This is a genomic window from Chryseobacterium sp. c4a (assembly GCF_009900745.1).
In the GTDB taxonomy this organism is placed as follows: domain Bacteria; phylum Bacteroidota; class Bacteroidia; order Flavobacteriales; family Weeksellaceae; genus Chryseobacterium.
The window spans coordinates 53,855-71,476 of the sequence record NZ_WXVU01000023.1 but is presented as its reverse complement, the minus strand read 5'-3'; the positions used below and the strand labels follow the sequence as shown (position 1 = coordinate 71,476).

Here is a 17,622-nt window from a genome sequence, read left to right as displayed (position 1 = left end):
TTATAAATTATTTAGAAAAACCAGATCCACTGATGTTTAATGTACCACTGCTAATTGTTCTTGGAGTTACCAGATAGTTTACCTGAGGTCTATTTCCTACATTCGCTGGCCAGTAATTTGCCCAGCTGTTAGAACCACCATAGTGCCCAGCATCATTTCGGGTTAAGTCTAAATCGGTATACTTTACATCAGGATTTCCTGCATTTTCATTCATCCCTGTCAATGTATAGGTTGTATTGTTAAAATTCATATTAACAGATCCTGAATTGTTGCTTTGGGTCATATTCCCCTGGGTTACAAAAGGATTGGTAAATACATTATAACTCGCTATTACATTCGCATTATTGCTTTGATTTTGAATACATGCATTGGTTTGCCCTACTGCAAAAGAAGCAGCATTGTTCATAATAACAATAGTTCCTGCATTTCCATTATTATTTGAGCTTATGTAAAATGGAGCAACATCACTAGGGTTTGGATTATTAACAGTATTATTAATAATTTCGTTAAAACTGTCCGTTTTAATAGCTTGAATAGCTATACGGGCGCAAAAATTATTATGGAATTTAAAATTGTAACTCGTTTGTGTATATGATAACACATTATCAACAATATTACCATAAACCTCCACATCAGATGCAGCTATGGAAGTATCTGGCACAAGAGAATAGACACTCAGATATTGGGCTTTATTAGCAGTAGCCCTTCCGTGAGAAAAATTAAGAACTCCTCTCACGGTACATCCTGAGATGTTGGTCGTAATATTGGCTTGATTAGTATAAACATTATTCAAATCACAGTTCAAAAGATTGATCGTTGTTCTTCCACCTGTTGTAGCTCCACTAGCTGTAATATCATTGATTGTATAATTTCCTGAACTCAAATTACTGATGGTTACTACCCTTCCTGCAGCAGGAGTGATCGTAAGTGTTCCTTTAATGAAATACCTGCTGTAATTGGTTTCGGAAACAAAAGTCAGTGACTTGTTGATCGTCAGGTTTTCTATATAAGGATCTCCATTCGTTTTAGGTTGAATGATGATGCGATCTCCATCTAAAGCAGCTGAAATGGCTGCACTTACAGTAGAAAATGCTCCACCGGTTCCGCCATTTCGAACATAAAGATCGGCTGCAAAAGCCATCGTACTTGATAAGCCTGTGAAGGCCATGATTAGTAGTTTTTTTGTCATAATCGTATAAAAGTTAATTGGTTTATATTAAATTATATTCTTTGATTTATAAATTCCTCTTTGAGTCATACATCATGATCAACATTTTCCCCTATGTTATTTTTGCTAAACACAGAAGTTATGGGACAAGAGTTTTTATCAATGAATAGACATTGATTTTGAAAGTATCTTCGTTAATTAAATGATATCAAACAGAGACAACAGGAAATTTCCCAAACACAGAAATAACAACAATTCTAAGGGCTTGTTTTCAATAATTAAAAACAATGAATTTTTATATATGGGAATAAATATAGTATCGTTTTGTTCTTTTTCACGGTATAATTAGTTTTCAGGTTTTTAGTTTTGTTTTTTAGAAAATAACAGTTCACCACAAGTGATTCTATGTTATTGACTGCAAAAATATATTTTTATTATGGATCATGAAATAGTTGGTGAAGAATTAATATGACTATAACTTCTTAAATGCAGCGAAGTACATATTAAATAATAGCGCCACTTATTGCTAAGTGGCGCTTTATTAAAAGATTTCAAGTCTACAGAAATCTCAGTATTCAAATAAACTGTTACTGTTTATCGTTTGATCACTTTTACTGTTTTTACAAAGTCATTCGCTGCTGTTACTTTCACAAGATATACTCCTGATGGTAAAGCAGTGAAATCAATTGTTCCTTTTGTATCATTAAGCGCTTTTGTAAGAATCACTTGTCCTGCAGCATTATAAACCGTTACCATAAAAATCTTTTGATCAAGTGAGACCGTTAAGATATCCTGTACCGGATTCGGATACACCTTCAGCTGATCTGCTTTTGCTGCAACTTCTGTAACGGCCAGATCACTTGTAGAACAGGCAACAGGTACAAAAATTTTCCTAAAAACATAAGTACCATCTCCTATCCCACCGTAAGAATTGTCACCACAACCCGATAAGAATCCATTGGTATCGATAGCAAAAATACGTGTAGTACCTACTGCAATACTTTGTTTATCAGAAGCGGTTCCTATTTGTACGGGAGTACTTTTAGAGATTTGAGTTCCATCTCCCAGCTCTCCATAGAAATTAAGTCCCCAGGCCCAAAGTGTACCATCTGTTTTGAGTCCTGTACAATTATACCAGCCTCCGCCAACACTCTGCCAATTTGTTGCTGTTCCAACTTGAGCTGGAGTAGCTCGATTAGTATTAGTTCCATCTCCTAGTGCTCCTGAGAAGCCCCAAGTCCATAGTGTGCCATTTGTTTTTATTCCTAGTGAATTCGCATTTCCCACACCAATACTTTTCCAGTTCGAAGCTATTCCTACCTGAATAGGAGACATTCTTTTTGTTGTACTTCCATCTCCTAATTGCCCATAATAATTATTACCCCAGGCCCATAGTGTTCCATCTGTTTTAAGAGCAAGAGTATAATCGATACTAGGTGCAACCATTTTCCAATTATTTGCAGTTCCAATTTGGATAGGTACATTTTTATTTACCATTGTACCATCTCCTAATTGACCAGAATCATTAAGTCCCCATGCCCAAAGTGTTCCGTTTAACTTTAAAGCTATAACATAAGAATCTCCAGAAGCAACATCTACCCAATCTGTCGCTGTTCCCATTTGAATTGGGGTAGCTTGACTATATCCTGCTCCATTACCTAATTGACCATAACTATTGTCACCCCATGTCCAAAGGGTTCCATCTGCTTTAATAGCAGCACTATGATAATGCCCTGCACTTGCTTTTTTCCAACTATTTGCACTTCCAATTTGTTTTGGAGTGCTTTGAGAATCAGTATATCCAATGCCAAGTTGCCCATATTCATTACGTCCCCAGGCCCATAATGTTCCATCTTTTTTAATTCCTACTGAATGACTATTTCCTCCACTTATACTTTGCCAACATCCTGTTTCAGTTGTTGGAAGTGTTTTAAAAGATCCCCCCGGTATCCAACTCCCCTGGCTGGTTTTACAATCAGTTGCTACCCACCAGTAATAAGTGGTATTTGATAGTAAATTCGTTAAGTCAACTTTGTTAGAATAAGTTTTCCCATCAATACCGCCAACAAGTGGGCTTGTGCTGTAAAGATACATATACCCATTAGAAACCGATGTTGATGTTGTCCATTTAAGAGTAGCGGTTGTAGAAGTGATATCGTTTACTGAAAGTTGTATTTGAGGACTACAATTTGAAGGGCATTCAATGGAAATAAATGTACTCGTATCATTATTCATACCATCCATACCATTACCTAATTGTCCATACATATTAGAACCATAGACTTTTAAAGAACCATCAAGCGCTTTTACAAGAATATGAGATTCTCCCACAGCCATCTGCATGTTGTCTGAAGAGGAATTTACTTGTCTAGGTAATGTATTATCTATACCACTAGTCTGTGTATGGAAAGGGTTTCCCCATATCCAGAGTGTTCCATCTGTTTTGTTTGCAAAAGTAGTACTGGAGCCAGCACCTATATTTAGCCAATTGGTTTCCGTACCTATTTGTATAGGAGTATTTTTATTTGTAGTGGTTCCATCTCCTAACTGTCCGGAAAGATTACTACCCCAAGTCCATAATGTTCCATTTTTTTTAATTGCAGTAGAGTGATAAGTTCCAGCACTTATAGTTTTCCAATCATTTGTAGTTCCGATTTGCGTTGGAACAGAAGTATATCCGCTGCCTCCATAACCTAATTGCCCACTGTAATTATATCCCCAACTCCAAAGTGTTCCATCAGTTTTTAAAGCGAGAGAGTGCAGCGTACCAGCATCAACACTTTGCCAGTTTGTTGCTGTTCCAATTTGTGTAGGAACTAATTTTCCAGTATTTGTACCATCTCCTAATTGGCCATAATTATTCCTTCCCCAAGCCCAAACTGTTCCATCTGTTTTAAGAGCTAAGACATGGAAGCTTCCGGCACTAATACTTTTCCAATTCGTTGCGGTTCCTACTTGAACTGGAGCATATCTATCAGTTTTAGTTCCATCTCCAAGCTGGCCATCAAAATTACTGCCCCATGCCCATAGCGTTCCATCTGTCTTAAGAGCTACTGTATACTGCTCACCAGCACTAACACTTTTCCAGTTCGTTGCGGTTCCGATTTGAACTGCAACATTTCTGTTAATAGTAGCACCATCTCCAAGTTGTCCGGTCTGATTATTACCCCAGGCCCATAACGTTCCGTCTGGTTTTATTCCAAGCGAATGCTGACGTCCTGCGCTCAAACTTTCCCAGCAACCTGAGGAAGCCGGAGTTTCTACATTAATCACATTTTTAAAAACAGGCCCCCAAGTTCCAGTATTGTCTTTAATACGAATATTGAATACATGCAAGCCATTAGCTGGCAAGCCAATTCCTGTTTTAGTCAATTGTTCAAAAGAACTGTCAAAGTTCCCATCAGCCGCCAATACCGGAGTAGCATTTCCTGTCCCCGGATCGGTATCCCAAAAATATTCAGCCTGAGAAAGGGCTAGTATGGTGGATGTCTGATTTTGCTGAACATTAATAACATTCGTAAAGACAGGCCCCCAAACACCCGTATTATCTTTGATACGAATAGAGAGTTTATGTAAACCATTACCTGGTGTAGTAATTCCTGTTTTGGTTAATTGCTCGAAAGCACTGTCAAAACTTCCATCAGCAGCCAATACCGGAGTACCGTTTCCTGATCCAGGATCAGTATCCCAAAAATATTCAGCCTGAGAAAGGGCTAATATTGTGGATGTTTGATTTTGCTGAACATTAATAATATTCGTAAAAACAGGGCCCCAAACTCCCGTATTATCTTTGATACGGATAGAGAGCTTATGTAAACCATTACCTGGTGTAGCAATTCCTGTTTTAGTCAATTGTTCAAAAGCACTGTTGAAACTCCCATCGGAAGCCAAAACAGCGGTACCGTTTCCCGCTCCCGGATCATTATCCCAGAAATATTCAGCTTGGCTTACGTACAACTGTGCCGGGCACAGCATTACCATAAACAAAGCAAAGATACTATAGATATAATTCTTCATATTGTTATATCATTAGTCATTATTTAGAAAAACCAGACCCACTGATGTTTAATGTACCACTGCTGATTGTTCTTGGAGTTAACATATAATTTACCTGAGGTCTAGCCCCACTGTCTGCCGGCCAATAATTAGTCCAACTATTTGAACCACCGTAATGACCTGCATCATTTCTTGTTAAATCTAAGTCGGTATAGTTTACATCAGGATTTCCTGCATTTACATTCATCCCGGTTACAGTGAATGCTGTCTCATTGAAATTCATATTAACTCCTCCTGAATTATTGCTTTGAGTCATCGCTCCCTGTGTCACAAATGGGTTTGTAAATACATTGTAGCTAGCGGTTACTGTCGCAATATTGTTATTACTAATACACGCATCAGTTACTGCTGATACAAAAGAAGCGGCATTATTCATAATAGAAATATTCCCTGTGTTTCCATTATTTAATTTGATGAAAAATGGTGCTATATCACCACCATAAGGGTCATAGATCGTATTATTAATAATCTCGTTGTTACTGCCTGTTTTAATAGCATAAACAAAAACCCCACGACAAAAATTATTGTAGAATTTAAAATTATAGTTTGATTGTGAATGGGAAAGACCAAAACTTGTAGCATTCCCATACACCTCAATATCCGATGTTGCAAGACTGGTATCTGCTGCTGTAGAATTAGCATAAATAGACTGTGCTTTATTAGCCGTAACTCTACCATGAGAAAAACTAATTTCACCCAACACACTAGAACCGGAAATATTGGTAGTCGTATTGGCCTGATTGGTAATCACCTTATTTAAATAACAATTGTAAAGGTTTATCGTAGTTCGTCCACCGGTAGTAGGTCCGCTTGCCACTAAGCCGTAAATAGAATAGTCTCCAGAACTTAAATTACTGATGGTTACTACTCTTCCTGCTGCCGGATTGATCGTAATCGTTCCCTGAATAAAATACTTGTTATAATTCGTTTCGGAAACAAAAGTTAATGATTTATTGATGGTAATATTTTCTACATAGGCCGATCCATTTATCTTAGGCTGAATGATGATTCTATCACCATCTGAAGCTGCGGTAATCGCCGCACTTACTGTAGAATAAGCCCCACCTGTTCCGCCGTTTCTTACATATAAATCAGCGGCAAAAGCCATAGTACTGGATAAACCAGCAAAGGCAACGATAAGTAATTGTTTTGTCATAATAGTATAAAATTGATTTAATATTAAATGTTATTTTTTTGGGGGTGTACATCATTTCCTGTTACCCTTTTACATTTATTTTTTTGCAAAACATAAAAGTTGTGGGACAAGAGTTGTACTCAATAAATATTTATTGATTTTGAAAATATTTTGTTGATTCGATCGTGTAGCATCATCACTGACATACCATAAAACTACTCAACACATTCAAATACCAGTGGTTATTTAGAAAATGTCGAAGATTTAATGCTATTTAAATTGTTGGGAACAATAAGTCGTGATGAATAGGTATACAGAAATACCATATCGTTTTGTTTATTAGCATGGTTTAATTAGTTTTCAATTTTAGTTTTTAGTTTTTTTGAAAATAACACCATCACTATAATGATCGTATGTTATTGACTGCAAAAGTATATTTTTATTATGATTCATGAAATAGTTGATGAAAAAAAACTAATTTTCTGTAAAGCTTTTTGTCTTTTAATATTGTATACTCCGTGATCTTCGTGACATCTCTTCTTCAGACAATACACTGAAAAGTTCAAAAAAAAGCCTAAACTACCCTAAAAATAAATTACTATCTTTATAAAAACCACTAATCATGTATGAACTATTTGACATTAATGGTCATAAAATACAGCACCATAATCTTCAGGACAAATCTCATTGGTGTAAGGATGGAGAAAAGATTGAAGAAGCATTTGTCAGGTTATATGGAGATACCTTGAATCTAGCCATGAACCCTGAGAAAAAAGTAAATCCTTATGCACCAGACCTTATCAACACTACAACCGGACAGCTTGGTGATCTAAAATTTCAAGCTACCCCTTTCTTCAAAGCCAAAAATAAATACAAAACAGATCCAACGTATGCTGTTGTCTTTAATGAAAAAGACAAATTAAGATATGAGACCAAGTATCCTGACCTTATTATTTATTATTGGATTAACTGGATCGCCATTACATTTAAAATGGGAGCCACTGAAATAATAGCACAACCTTTACACGGCGTATGGAAAACTGATTTTAAAAGATTTCAAACCTATCTGCTACAATGCCCCATTCATTATTATCAGCAAAGAGTAGATGATACAAAAGGAAATGCAAAAAGAAGCTATGTTTGTGATATCAGAAATGAGGTTTTTGAAAGATTAATATAGATCTTTCAACCCAATATTCAGTCCTCTCTTAGTTTCTTTTTATATCTGTAAAAAGATATCTCTATCATTAAAATAGCACGGCTGACTTAATTAATGTTTAAATTTGTATGACACAGCCTCATCCGGATTAAAGATTATAAAAGATTCAATGAAAAACGAAATTTTCATATGCCATAACTGTCCCATGACCAGGACAATGGCTACCATTGGAACCAAATGGAAGCCTATTATTATTTATACTATTGGCTTAAAGAAGAAAAGATTTGGACAGATATTTGCCCTGATGGGAATCATCTCTAAAAAAGTATTAACCGAACAACTTAAAGAGCTCGTTGAAGACAAAATCATCATTCGTGAAGAATTCAACGAAATGCCACCCCGAGTAGAATATTCTTTAAGCGAAAAAGGCATAGAACTTCTGGCCATCCTTAACCAGCTCACCTTGTGGAATCAGAAACATCTTGAACTGGAACAACATAATGAATAATCTACTATAACAGTCTACCTGTTGTAAACCAAAAACTCCTGTAAGTACAAGAAACCTACAGGAGTTTTTTATAAGAAATTAAATCGTGATCAGAAATTGGACAAACAGCAGATGTAGTGATCTTTCCTGATTCTGCCCCTGCAGAATATAAGCAATATCAACCTGAGTTTTAGGAGAGGTATGCGCTAAAAAACCAATGGATTTTCTATTTCTATACCAATTTCCCTCATTAAAGGAATAATATTCTTCCCAGAAAACATAGGGTTTTACAATCCTTGAAAAATCATTAGCGATTAACCGCAGCCGATTTCTGTTATATAGTTTTACATTCTGTTTCTCGGGAAAAACCGCCATACTCATATTCCTGTATTCAAGCGAGATATGATGAATGGGTACAGAAATAATTCCTGAGAAGACAGCATCATTTTCTGAATAATGGATTCCATCTTTAGGTTCTGCATCCAGTCTGAAATATCCACCGCTAAGACTTATATTTTTATTCAGTTTATACGTTCCCAGTAAATAGATAAAGGTTGAATTCTGATAAGGTGTATAGGCCAATTGCCCCATTAGACTAAACTTTTGATCAAATCTGTGAATGACTGCCGGCATAATCCAGGGAGCCCACCTGCCTTCTTGTGCATATATAATGATCGTACTGAATGTTAAAAACAAATTCAGTAAACAATACCTTAGCCTGTTCATTATTGATGTCTCCCTGAAATGCTATAAGGTACAGGATACCAAGTATATCTTCTCCCTTCTTTTTTTAATCTTCCCAGCCCTGGAAAAGAAATATGGGCACCTGCAATCAGAAAGTTTTTTTCGGCAGCCTGTTTTAAAAAAGATTTTCTGGCTACCTCGGAAGAATGATGATCTACATCGAAATGATCCAATACATCAGGAGCAGACAACTGAATAGCTGCTACATGCACAACATCTCCCCAAAAGAAAATTTCTTCACCACTATCTTTTAAAACATAAATGGAATGTCCCGGAGTATGCCCACCGATGGCATAACTGTAAATATGGGGCAATACTTCAGTATTTTCTCCTTCAAATGTTTTTACCTGATGATCATTAAGATAAGGGATCAACATATTTTTTGCATTATCAAATGTTTTAGGATTGGCTCCCATATTTTCTTCAGAAGCCTTTTGCACGTTGGTTTCATTCAGCCAAAAGTCTAATTCTTTTTTGTTCACATGAATCGTTGCATGGTTGAATACTTTTTTACCAGCCATGATAAGACCGCCGGAATGGTCTGCATGAATATGGGTCAGTAAAACATCCGTTATCGCTTCCGGTTTTATACCTATTGAAGAAAGACTTTCTACGATATGACCTCCGGTTGTCCCCAATAATTCTCCGGAACCTGTATCTATCAAAATAAGTTTATTATCCTTTTTTATAAGAAAAACATTGATACTGATCTCTACCGGATTATGGATAAATTGAGCCGCCAGCAACTGGGTAGGTTTACCAGGAGTATGGTTGTTGAATAACTTTTCAGCATCCACTTCAATGGTACCATCTAATAAAGAATATACTTCAGTACTTCCTATTTTGATTTTATAAGCATCTTTAATTTGTGAAAAACCAAGATTACTGAATAACAGACAGATTAGCAGGAATACTACACGTTTAATTTTAGTGTTCATTATGTAAATATTTATATGGTTACAAAATTAAACTATAATAGTTACTATTAGAAACTAAAATAAAAATAGGGATTACAAAAAGGTAACCACTATTTCATGGATCAGTAGCAGCATTCTCTTCTATTAATCCATTTGACGAAAAAACCAGCGTTTTAATTTTGCAAAACCCCGGCAAACATCAAAGATGTTTGCCGGGGTTTTATTCTGTAAAAATATATTTTCTACTTAGAGAATGATTCTCAACAAGATTTTATGCGCTTCTCAATTCGCCCATTTCTTTTACCAATTTTGGATACATTTTTTGTAAATCCACTCCTCCTTTGGGTTCGCGGTTCATCTGCCGATCCATACTGTCATAATGATGCTCCGGATAAAGTTCGTTAACGGTATCTCTTATTTCGGCTTCATCTTCATTATCATGATTTATAGAATAGGCTTCATCAGAAACATACAACAAGCCTTCTGCCCAGCAGTCTCCAATATTGAAGCTATATTTCTCACTGACAAATTCCTGTATATCTTTTTTAATATCATCAAAAAATGCTTTGCCTTTCAATAGAAGCCAGCAACGGAAATAAATAAATCCATCATCCGAAAGATAGTTATCAAAAGTATAGTTCCCGTTTTCAGCACTAAAATCACATTCAAGGATGAAGGAGAGTTCAGCAATTTCAGCAGTATAAAGCTCACTCAGTTTTTCCTGAAGAGTTTTTTCGAAAAGGATCAGCCTTTCTTTTCCAAATCTGGAAAGATGGTTGGTTAAATTTTCAAGGTGCTCATCTACATCATACTCACTCCAGTGGGCATTTTTATATTTATTGGATTTTTCAATGGCTTCCCAAAAATAAATGTCGGCTTTTTCAGCTTCAGAAAGTTCTACTTTTTGTGGGATTTCATCATTTTCAAGGATTTCTGTATATCCTTTTTTGATCTTTTGTGCAATCAGTTTTTCAGATTCTCTGATACACTCTTCTTCATTTGTAAATTCTTTAATGGTTTCACGTCCTTTAGTTCCTGTTTTTCCAAACACTATTTTTTGTGTGTTTTCCCAATATTCAATATTCCAAAACTTATCGGAGACTCCATTTTGATTGATTAAATTCCTTTTCATAAAGTATATAAATTGTGATTTATTTACAGGCGTAAACTACGAAAAATAAAGAGATCCGGTTGCTTTCAAAGGCTTTTATTTTCACTCTGTTGAGAACATACTCAATTAATCTTTAAAATCTGTTGAAAAAGATAGATATTTCCACTGTTTGAGTTGGTCTGCCATCCGAGCAATTTTATTTTCTGCTCTTTCAAAGGCATCACTCCCTAAGAATAATAAAGCAGGTGGATAGGCATCAGCAGTCAATTTGATAAAAACATCCGCCAGTTGATCCGGATCACCTGGCTGGCTGCCGTCTATTTCGTTCATCTTTTGATGCGCTATTCGTAAAAATTGATACGCTTCTATTTGATTTTGGCTGAAAGTGATAGAATCCTGTTTGGCAAAATGAGTACGAAACCATCCGGGAAGAACTGCTGTTACATTAATTCCTAATGGTTCTAGATCATTAGCTAATGCTTCAGACAAACCTGTCACAGCAAATTTGGCTGCAGAATATATACTCCATCCTAATCCGGGAGCAAATCCTGCAATCGATGAAATATTAATGATATGCCCAGAGCGCTGATTTCTTAAATAAGGTAATGCTTTCTGAATAACTCGTACTACAGCAAAAAAATTGATCTGAAAATTGTTTTCAATCTCTTCGGTACTGAGCTCTTCAATTGCACCTCCTAATCCGTAACCTGCATTATTGACTACCACATCCAGTTTCCCAAATTTTTCTATTGTTCTTTCTATTGATCTGGCTATAGATTCTTCATCTTTTAAATCGACTTCTAAAGGAAGAAAATTTTCATTCTCAATATTTAATTTTTCAAAAGTATCTGCTGTTCTTGAAGTAGCGGCTACTTTATGCCCTTTTTCCAACAACTTTTTCACCAGTGAAAGTCCCATTCCTTTGGAAGCTCCTGTTATATACCAGGTTTTTGTATGATTCATAAATTTTATTTTCATACAAAATTATCTCAGATAGCCATCAGGATTTTGTCATATAGAAACCAATACTTGTCAAATTCAAACCTATCTTAAACGGGTTGGACTGGTTTGGGTTTGTTTCTTAAAAAAATTATTGAAATGAGCCTGATCTTCAAAACCAAGGACATAACTAATCTCTGAAATATTCCAATCTGTATATTTTAAAAGGATTTTGGCTTCAGAAATCAAACGCTCAAAAATATGCTCAGAAGTGGTTCGGCCTGTTTGTTTTTTTATAGCGCGATTAAGATAATTAACATGAATAGACAGCCGATCAGCAAAAGCTTTGGGAGAGCGAAATTCAAAACGTTGTGCAGTAGATTCAATGGGAAACTGCCGCTCTAAAAGTTCCATAAATACTGAAGTAATTCTGGCAGCGGCATTGGACGACTCAAAGGAACAGTTTAAAGGCTGCAGCTTCAATCCGAAATAAATTAATTCACAGATATAATTTTTAATTAGATCATATTTATAACGAAAATCTGAATTCATTTCTTTGGATATCTTTTCAAATATTGCCTTAACCTCCGTTGTTTCTTCCTCTTTTAAAGCGAAAACAGGGTAGGCATCTGCTGTAAATAGCGGAAGTTCAAATAGATTGGAACGAAAATTATCTTTTAGAAATTCATCATTAAAGACACAAAAATAACCTTTAGAATCTGCAGTTAAAGGTTCGTAAGTATAAGGGAAATACGGATGAAAGAAAAGTAATGTATTTCCGGCTATAGGAATACTCCGATCTCCATAATGAAACACATTATCCCCCTGAAACCACATGATCTTATGAAAATCTCTTCGGATAAAGGTAGGAGAAGCCATCCCTGAATACATCCTGTCTTCAATCTTAAAGATATTAAATTGCCCTTCATGCTGAAAAAAATCTTCAGATAACATTCCGTATTTGTTCCTGTAGAATTGTTCAAGTGTTTCGATCGCTTTTGCCATACTTTAATTTTTTACTATATTAAGGATACCGCTTTTATGAATGCATATCAATAAAACACTGCAAAGCTCTTGATTGTGGGCCGTCTTTTCTGAAAATAAGAACAGTGTTCATGGTTCCCAATTGTTTATTCAAACCATAACTTTTGATTTCTCTTCCACCATAATATTTAGAAACAATTTCTTCCGGTAATATACTGATACCTAGGCCTGCTTCTACAAAGTTGACAATTCCCTCAAAAGAATTCAGGACAGTACTTTTATAATTCATAACGCCTTTATGGCTCAACCAGGACTCAAATCTTTCTCTAAAGATACAGCCATCATCAAATACTACAATTTTTAAAGGTGATTTTTCAAGTAATGTCTGCAAATGAGGGCCTTTGGAGGACGTTAAAATAACAAGCTGTTCTTCTTTAATATTAATTTTTTCCAGTCCGTTGGCAATAATAGGGGCAGAAACAAATGCGGCATCCAAACTATAATCTAATACTCCTGCGATCAGCGAATCTCTAGTATCGGATTTAAATTCCAGCTCAATTTCAGGATATTTTTCTTCAAAAGTTTTGAGGATCTCCGGTGCTTTTAAGACCATCGTTGTTTCAATACACCCAATTTTCAGACATCCTCTTACATTTTCTCCACTTCGAATATTATATTTGGCTTCTTCCACCAAGTGCTGAATCTGTTTACAATACTGCATCAGAATCATTCCCTCTGAAGTAAGTTCTACTTTTCTCGAAGTACGTGAAAACAACTTGGTATCAAACTCTTCCTCAAGGCTTTTTATTCTTGCTGTTACATTAGACTGAACCGTAAACATTAAGGAAGCAGCTTTTGTAAAACTGCCTGTCTCTGCAACAGCTTCAAATATTTTCAAATCGTTTGTATTCATTCTTATTAATCATTAAAAGTGATTATAATTATTAAAATTAATCGTTTTTAATAATCAAATATCCGTATTAATTTTGAAATCTCAAAAAGAATTCAATGGAAATAAAATTCAGAAAACTCATTACAGGATTGTCAATTGGACTATTCACCAATACTTTAACGATGGCACAAGCTACTCATACCTTTAATTTAAATTCTCACATTATGGAAAATCAATCAGTTCATTATCGCAACATCAAAGTCAACAACTTAAATCTATTCTACAGAGAAGCAGGTTCTACGGATGCTCCCATCATATTATTGCTACATGGTTACCCAACCTCATCACACATGTTTAGAAACCTAATTCCCATATTGAGTACAAAGTACCATGTCATTGCCCCTGATCTACCAGGATTTGGGTATTCTGATGCTCCGGATCATCAACATTTCAATTATACATTTGACAATCTTGCGGCTACGATGCAGGCCTTTGTCGATACATTAGGAATGAAACGTTTTACCATCTATATTTTTGATTATGGTGCTCCGGTAGGATTACGCCTTGCCTTGAATAATCCTGAAAAAATAACAGGTATTGTTTCTCAAAACGGAAATGCCTATGAAGAAGGATTAAGCACAGAATGGAATCCTATACAAAAATACTGGAAGGAGCCCTCAGAAGCTAATCGACTTTCTTTGAAAGATTTTGTTTCTAAAGAAGCTACCTATTTTCAATACCATCATGGAGTATCAGACATTTCTTTAATAGCTCCTGAAGCGTATACATTAGACCAAAAGTTCCTGGATAGACCGGGAAATATAGAAATACAGCTTGATTTGGTTAAAGATTACAGAACGAATGTAGCTTTATACCCAAAATTTCATGAATATTTCAGAAAGCATCAGCCAAAACTTTTATTGGTCTGGGGAAATAAGGATCCCTACTTCTTACCAGAAGGTGCAGAAGCTTATAAAAAAGACCTTCCCAATGCCCGACTCAAGTTTTACAATACCGGACATTTCGCATTAGAAACCCATGCTACGGAAATCGGTACTGAGATTCTTGAATTCATGAAAACTCTTCCTCAATAACAACTATTAAATAAACAGATATCTTATTATGAAAGCTATTGTCATCAAAAATTATGGGGGGCCGGAAGTCCTTCAATCTGCAGAAATTCCTACTCCATCTATCACAAATCCTTCTCAGGTATTGGTAAAAGTAAAAGCTACATCAATCAATCCATTGGATTATCAGATAAGACGAGGGGATTATGCTCCTTTATTTGATTTACCTATCATAACGGGGCACGATATTGCAGGTGATATTGTAGCAGTGGGCGATGCTGTTAAAAACTGGAAACCCGGTGATAAGGTTTATTATTCACCACGTTTTGGCAGTACCGGAAGCTATGCGGAGTATCATGTTACTGATGAATCCTCATTGTCAAGAATGCCTGAGAATATTAGTTATGAAGAAGCAGCTTCCATTCCTCTGATTGGGGGAACAGTCTGGGAAATGCTGGTTGTAAGAGCACAATTAAAAAAAGGAGACACCATTCTTATTCTTGGGGGTGCCGGAGGAGTCGGAACATTAGCCATACAGGTTGCTAAATCACTTGGAGCTTTTGTCTATACAACAGGGCAAAGTACTTTACATAAAGAGCTTCACAATCTTGGCGCGGATGTAATTATTGATCACCATCAAAAAAACTATATTGAAGAAGTACAAACTCTTACAAATGGGAAAGGTGTCGATGTAATTATTGATACCGTTGGAGGCAGTACATTATCAGACAGTCCGCTTGTCTTAGCTGATTATGGCAGAATTGTCACATTGGTTGATATTCCTCAGCCTCAAAATCTTATCCATGCCTGGGAAAAAAATGCTACCTATCATTTCGTTTTTACCAGACAAAGCAGAGATGAAGTTCATCATATTACGCAATTAATTGAAAGCGGACACGTAAAACCAGTTATAGATAGTGTATTTCCACTTGAAGACATTCAAAATGCCCATCAAAGAATAGAAGATACAAATCGAAACCGCCCTTTGTTTGGTAAAATTGTATTGTCATTATAGATATACGAAAGCATCGTTAGTTATGCATTATAATATTGAATTCCCTCAACATATGTAAACGTTTTGAAAAATGATTCAGTTTACCTTTGCTTCATCAATTTAAACTTTACCAGTCATGATTCATTCTAAAAACATCATATATAAAGGAAAGCTTCTTCTGGCTTCATTTATTTTTATGTTGTTATTTTCAAGCTGTTCACAAACTAGCAACAATAAAACCAACAAACAAAAAAATATGACAAACGTCGAGTCTAAAAACCCAGAAACTCTATTTGACCCTACTCCATTTGCTTTTTCACATGCAACAAGCGGCGTAGGGAATGAAAAATATGTATTTATATCAGGACAAAGCGGTGGTGAAGACCTGCACCATAATCTCTCTGTAGACTTTAGACAACAAGTTCAGTTTGCTTTGAAAAACCTGGAAACAGTGCTTAAAGAATATCATTTGAAGCCTGATGATGTCCTTAAAATTACAGTATTGATTGTTGATCACGATCAGGAGAAGCTTAGAATCTGGACAGAAGAAATGCATAAAGTATGGAAAAACAACAAGTTCCCTGCCAGCACTTTAATTCCTGTTCCCAAATTAGCATTGGATGGGATGATGATAGAAGTGGATGCCATTGCTTTTATGCCTTTATAGATAATAATCTCACCAAGCTGTTTTGTTCACAAAACCTATAAATTATTTAAATTTTAAACCATGTACTCCATTTTTTCATTGAGAAAATGGCAATCCCTGCCCTCTTTAAATTAGAGAGCAGGGATTAATTGATAAACTGGTCTTCATTCCGGCTATACGTTTTACACTTTAAAAGTATAAGTTAAAGCGAAAAACAATATAAAAAAGCAGATTACGGTATAAATCCCATTGGCTACCATCAATACAGCTCCCAGTCTCGTTTTTCTTGATGCAATGGCTAACATCAAGGCTAGAATGACAACCACAACAATCAGGAACATGACATCATTTTCCCAATCATAAGTAAACAACCACTCATTATACTTCATCAGTATCACAAGTAAAATAATATGAGTTATAGTGGCAGCCAGGCTTAATTTTGATGTAGACATAGGTAGATTTTATGAGGGATAAGATGCACTCTTTCCCATGATAAGAAGATCAAATATAATGTATTATTTTCTTACCCTCTATTTTTCGGGAATCTACTTCAATGGATCAGATCATTCGGATAATATCTCTGATCCTTCAAAAATTGATCATCCAGATTTACTATTTTCATGAAAACAGCACTTTCAAAACTCCAATATCCAAAGAATGAAGACTGCTTGCTTTTATCACTTTCATACCAATAGCTCTCTTTCATTTTTTTGTACCAATGATCATCGAGATATTTCTTTAATTTGGCAGTATCTTTCGTTTCGTAGAGCTCTTTCAAAAAAACAAAAACATTAGGAAAAACCAACAGAGAATCTGATAAAGGCTGTTGCCCTGCCTGGAATGCAATGATAATATCATAGAGGTAATCCTGATGCCCGTTTGCTTTCAAAACACTTACAATTCTACTAAAATCTGAATCGTCAATAGCAAGTAAAATGCCTAGCGACAGCATCCAGAGCATAAGAATATAATCATCAAACCGAATTTGCTCTTTCCAGCTTTTCCATCCTTCAGGCAAACGATCAATAGCTTTTAGAAAATCGGGTATAATATCCTGTACAGTATATCCTGCCGAGTATTTTGCAATAACTGTATGCAGAGTTGTGGTAAATATCTGGCGGTTTACAGCAGAGATTCTTTCTTCCGCCACTCTTCCAGCTCTTAATTCGTTCAGGTAATACTCAATATCGTCATTATTTAATTGAATATAGTATTCAAAATAGGCTAAATCTTTAAGGAAGGTTCTTACTATCATTATTAATCCAGTTTTATTAGATCTTCATTTATTTTTTACAAAAATCTTTCATCAATTTCAGCTGA

16 protein-coding genes are annotated in these 17,622 nt (G+C 35.6%); 5 read left to right on the top strand and 11 right to left on the bottom strand.

The annotated features are described in order from the left end of the window. Positions 1-7: 7 nt before the first annotated feature. The 3 genes from GTR01_RS22675 to GTR01_RS22665 all read right to left on the bottom strand — a co-directional run bounded on the left by GTR01_RS22675 (position 8) and on the right by GTR01_RS22665 (position 6,380). Positions 8-1,189, bottom strand: a complete 1,182-nt coding sequence (locus tag GTR01_RS22675; protein ID WP_160139997.1) for a hypothetical protein — start codon at positions 1,187-1,189, stop codon at positions 8-10. Between the two features lie 573 nt (positions 1,190-1,762). Next, a complete protein-coding gene (locus GTR01_RS22670) occupies positions 1,763-5,185 on the bottom strand; it encodes a T9SS type A sorting domain-containing protein (RefSeq protein WP_160139996.1) in 3,423 nt (1,140 codons plus the stop codon). 19 nt (positions 5,186-5,204) lie between these two features. Beyond that, positions 5,205-6,380, bottom strand: a complete 1,176-nt coding sequence (locus tag GTR01_RS22665) for a hypothetical protein (RefSeq protein ID WP_160139995.1) — start codon at positions 6,378-6,380, stop codon at positions 5,205-5,207. A 601-nt stretch (positions 6,381-6,981) separates the two neighbouring features. Between GTR01_RS22665 and GTR01_RS22660 the strand changes: the two genes are divergently transcribed. Then, complete coding sequence (locus tag GTR01_RS22660; RefSeq protein ID WP_160139994.1) at positions 6,982-7,539, top strand: hypothetical protein; 558 nt, start codon at positions 6,982-6,984, stop codon at positions 7,537-7,539. A gap of 148 nt (positions 7,540-7,687) precedes the next feature. Then, on the top strand, positions 7,688-8,026 hold the full coding sequence (locus tag GTR01_RS22655) for a winged helix-turn-helix transcriptional regulator (RefSeq protein WP_228452326.1): 339 nt from the start codon (positions 7,688-7,690) through the stop codon (positions 8,024-8,026). 78 nt (positions 8,027-8,104) lie between these two features. Here the strand turns inward: GTR01_RS22655 and GTR01_RS22650 are convergent, their stop codons facing one another. The 6 genes from GTR01_RS22650 to GTR01_RS22625 form a co-directional block, all read right to left on the bottom strand. Continuing rightward, positions 8,105-8,731 carry a DUF2490 domain-containing protein gene (locus GTR01_RS22650; RefSeq protein ID WP_160139993.1) on the bottom strand — a complete coding sequence of 209 codons (627 nt, stop codon included), beginning with the start codon at positions 8,729-8,731 and terminating at the stop codon, positions 8,105-8,107. Continuing rightward, complete coding sequence (locus tag GTR01_RS22645; RefSeq protein ID WP_160139992.1) at positions 8,731-9,687, bottom strand: MBL fold metallo-hydrolase; 957 nt, start codon at positions 9,685-9,687, stop codon at positions 8,731-8,733. Before GTR01_RS22645 ends, GTR01_RS22650 begins: the two co-directional genes overlap by 1 nt. 250 nt (positions 9,688-9,937) lie before the next feature. Continuing rightward, entirely contained in the window at positions 9,938-10,798 is an 861-nt protein-coding gene (locus GTR01_RS22640) for a DUF4240 domain-containing protein (RefSeq protein ID WP_160139991.1), read from the bottom strand. A 105-nt stretch (positions 10,799-10,903) separates the two neighbouring features. After that, a complete protein-coding gene (locus GTR01_RS22635; RefSeq protein WP_160139990.1) occupies positions 10,904-11,740 on the bottom strand; it encodes an SDR family oxidoreductase in 837 nt (278 codons plus the stop codon). A gap of 81 nt (positions 11,741-11,821) precedes the next feature. Continuing rightward, the gene (locus GTR01_RS22630) at positions 11,822-12,721 is read right to left on the bottom strand and encodes a helix-turn-helix domain-containing protein (RefSeq protein ID WP_160139989.1); all 900 of its coding nucleotides are present in this window, start codon (positions 12,719-12,721) and stop codon (positions 11,822-11,824) included. A gap of 34 nt (positions 12,722-12,755) precedes the next feature. Next, entirely contained in the window at positions 12,756-13,613 is an 858-nt protein-coding gene (locus tag GTR01_RS22625; RefSeq protein ID WP_160139988.1) for a LysR family transcriptional regulator, read from the bottom strand. A gap of 95 nt (positions 13,614-13,708) precedes the next feature. Between GTR01_RS22625 and GTR01_RS22620 the strand changes: the two genes are divergently transcribed. From GTR01_RS22620 to GTR01_RS22610, 3 genes are all read left to right on the top strand, one after another. Then, positions 13,709-14,686, top strand: a complete 978-nt coding sequence (locus tag GTR01_RS22620; protein ID WP_228452325.1) for an alpha/beta fold hydrolase — start codon at positions 13,709-13,711, stop codon at positions 14,684-14,686. A gap of 28 nt (positions 14,687-14,714) precedes the next feature. Beyond that, positions 14,715-15,677 (top strand): zinc-binding dehydrogenase, encoded by a 963-nt coding sequence (locus GTR01_RS22615; RefSeq protein WP_160139987.1) that lies wholly within the window; start codon positions 14,715-14,717, stop codon positions 15,675-15,677. 235 nt (positions 15,678-15,912) lie between these two features. Then, positions 15,913-16,323 (top strand): RidA family protein, encoded by a 411-nt coding sequence (locus GTR01_RS22610; protein WP_160139986.1) that lies wholly within the window; start codon positions 15,913-15,915, stop codon positions 16,321-16,323. A 161-nt stretch (positions 16,324-16,484) separates the two neighbouring features. Here GTR01_RS22610 and GTR01_RS22605 read toward each other — a convergent pair whose 3' ends face one another. Both GTR01_RS22605 and GTR01_RS22600 read right to left on the bottom strand, forming a co-directional pair. Further along, a complete protein-coding gene (locus GTR01_RS22605) occupies positions 16,485-16,754 on the bottom strand; it encodes a hypothetical protein (protein ID WP_160139985.1) in 270 nt (89 codons plus the stop codon). 98 nt (positions 16,755-16,852) lie between these two features. Further along, complete coding sequence (locus GTR01_RS22600; protein ID WP_160139984.1) at positions 16,853-17,557, bottom strand: PoNe immunity protein domain-containing protein; 705 nt, start codon at positions 17,555-17,557, stop codon at positions 16,853-16,855. Between the last annotated feature and the right edge of the window lie 65 nt (positions 17,558-17,622).

Bases quoted from the DNA above. Each gene is read 5' to 3' on its own strand.
- GTR01_RS22670 (WP_160139996.1), bottom strand. From the start codon at position 5,185: ATGAAGAATTATATCTATAGTATCTTTGCTTTGTTTATGGTAATGCTG.
- GTR01_RS22665 (WP_160139995.1), bottom strand. From the start codon at position 6,380: ATGACAAAACAATTACTTATCGTTGCCTTTGCTGGTTTATCCAGTACT.
- GTR01_RS22660 (WP_160139994.1), top strand. From the start codon at position 6,982: ATGTATGAACTATTTGACATTAATGGTCATAAAATACAGCACCATAAT.
- GTR01_RS22625 (WP_160139988.1), bottom strand. From the start codon at position 13,613: ATGAATACAAACGATTTGAAAATATTTGAAGCTGTTGCAGAGACAGGC.
- GTR01_RS22605 (WP_160139985.1), bottom strand. From the start codon at position 16,754: ATGTCTACATCAAAATTAAGCCTGGCTGCCACTATAACTCATATTATT.
- GTR01_RS22645 (WP_160139992.1), bottom strand. From the start codon at position 9,687: ATGAACACTAAAATTAAACGTGTAGTATTCCTGCTAATCTGTCTGTTA.
- GTR01_RS22630 (WP_160139989.1), bottom strand. From the start codon at position 12,721: ATGGCAAAAGCGATCGAAACACTTGAACAATTCTACAGGAACAAATAC.
- GTR01_RS22655 (WP_228452326.1), top strand. From the start codon at position 7,688: ATGAAAAACGAAATTTTCATATGCCATAACTGTCCCATGACCAGGACA.
- GTR01_RS22600 (WP_160139984.1), bottom strand. From the start codon at position 17,557: ATGATAGTAAGAACCTTCCTTAAAGATTTAGCCTATTTTGAATACTAT.
- GTR01_RS22635 (WP_160139990.1), bottom strand. From the start codon at position 11,740: ATGAATCATACAAAAACCTGGTATATAACAGGAGCTTCCAAAGGAATG.
- GTR01_RS22615 (WP_160139987.1), top strand. From the start codon at position 14,715: ATGAAAGCTATTGTCATCAAAAATTATGGGGGGCCGGAAGTCCTTCAA.
- GTR01_RS22675 (WP_160139997.1), bottom strand. From the start codon at position 1,189: ATGACAAAAAAACTACTAATCATGGCCTTCACAGGCTTATCAAGTACG.
- GTR01_RS22650 (WP_160139993.1), bottom strand. From the start codon at position 8,731: ATGAACAGGCTAAGGTATTGTTTACTGAATTTGTTTTTAACATTCAGT.
- GTR01_RS22610 (WP_160139986.1), top strand. From the start codon at position 15,913: ATGACAAACGTCGAGTCTAAAAACCCAGAAACTCTATTTGACCCTACT.
- GTR01_RS22620 (WP_228452325.1), top strand. From the start codon at position 13,709: ATGGAAATAAAATTCAGAAAACTCATTACAGGATTGTCAATTGGACTA.
- GTR01_RS22640 (WP_160139991.1), bottom strand. From the start codon at position 10,798: ATGAAAAGGAATTTAATCAATCAAAATGGAGTCTCCGATAAGTTTTGG.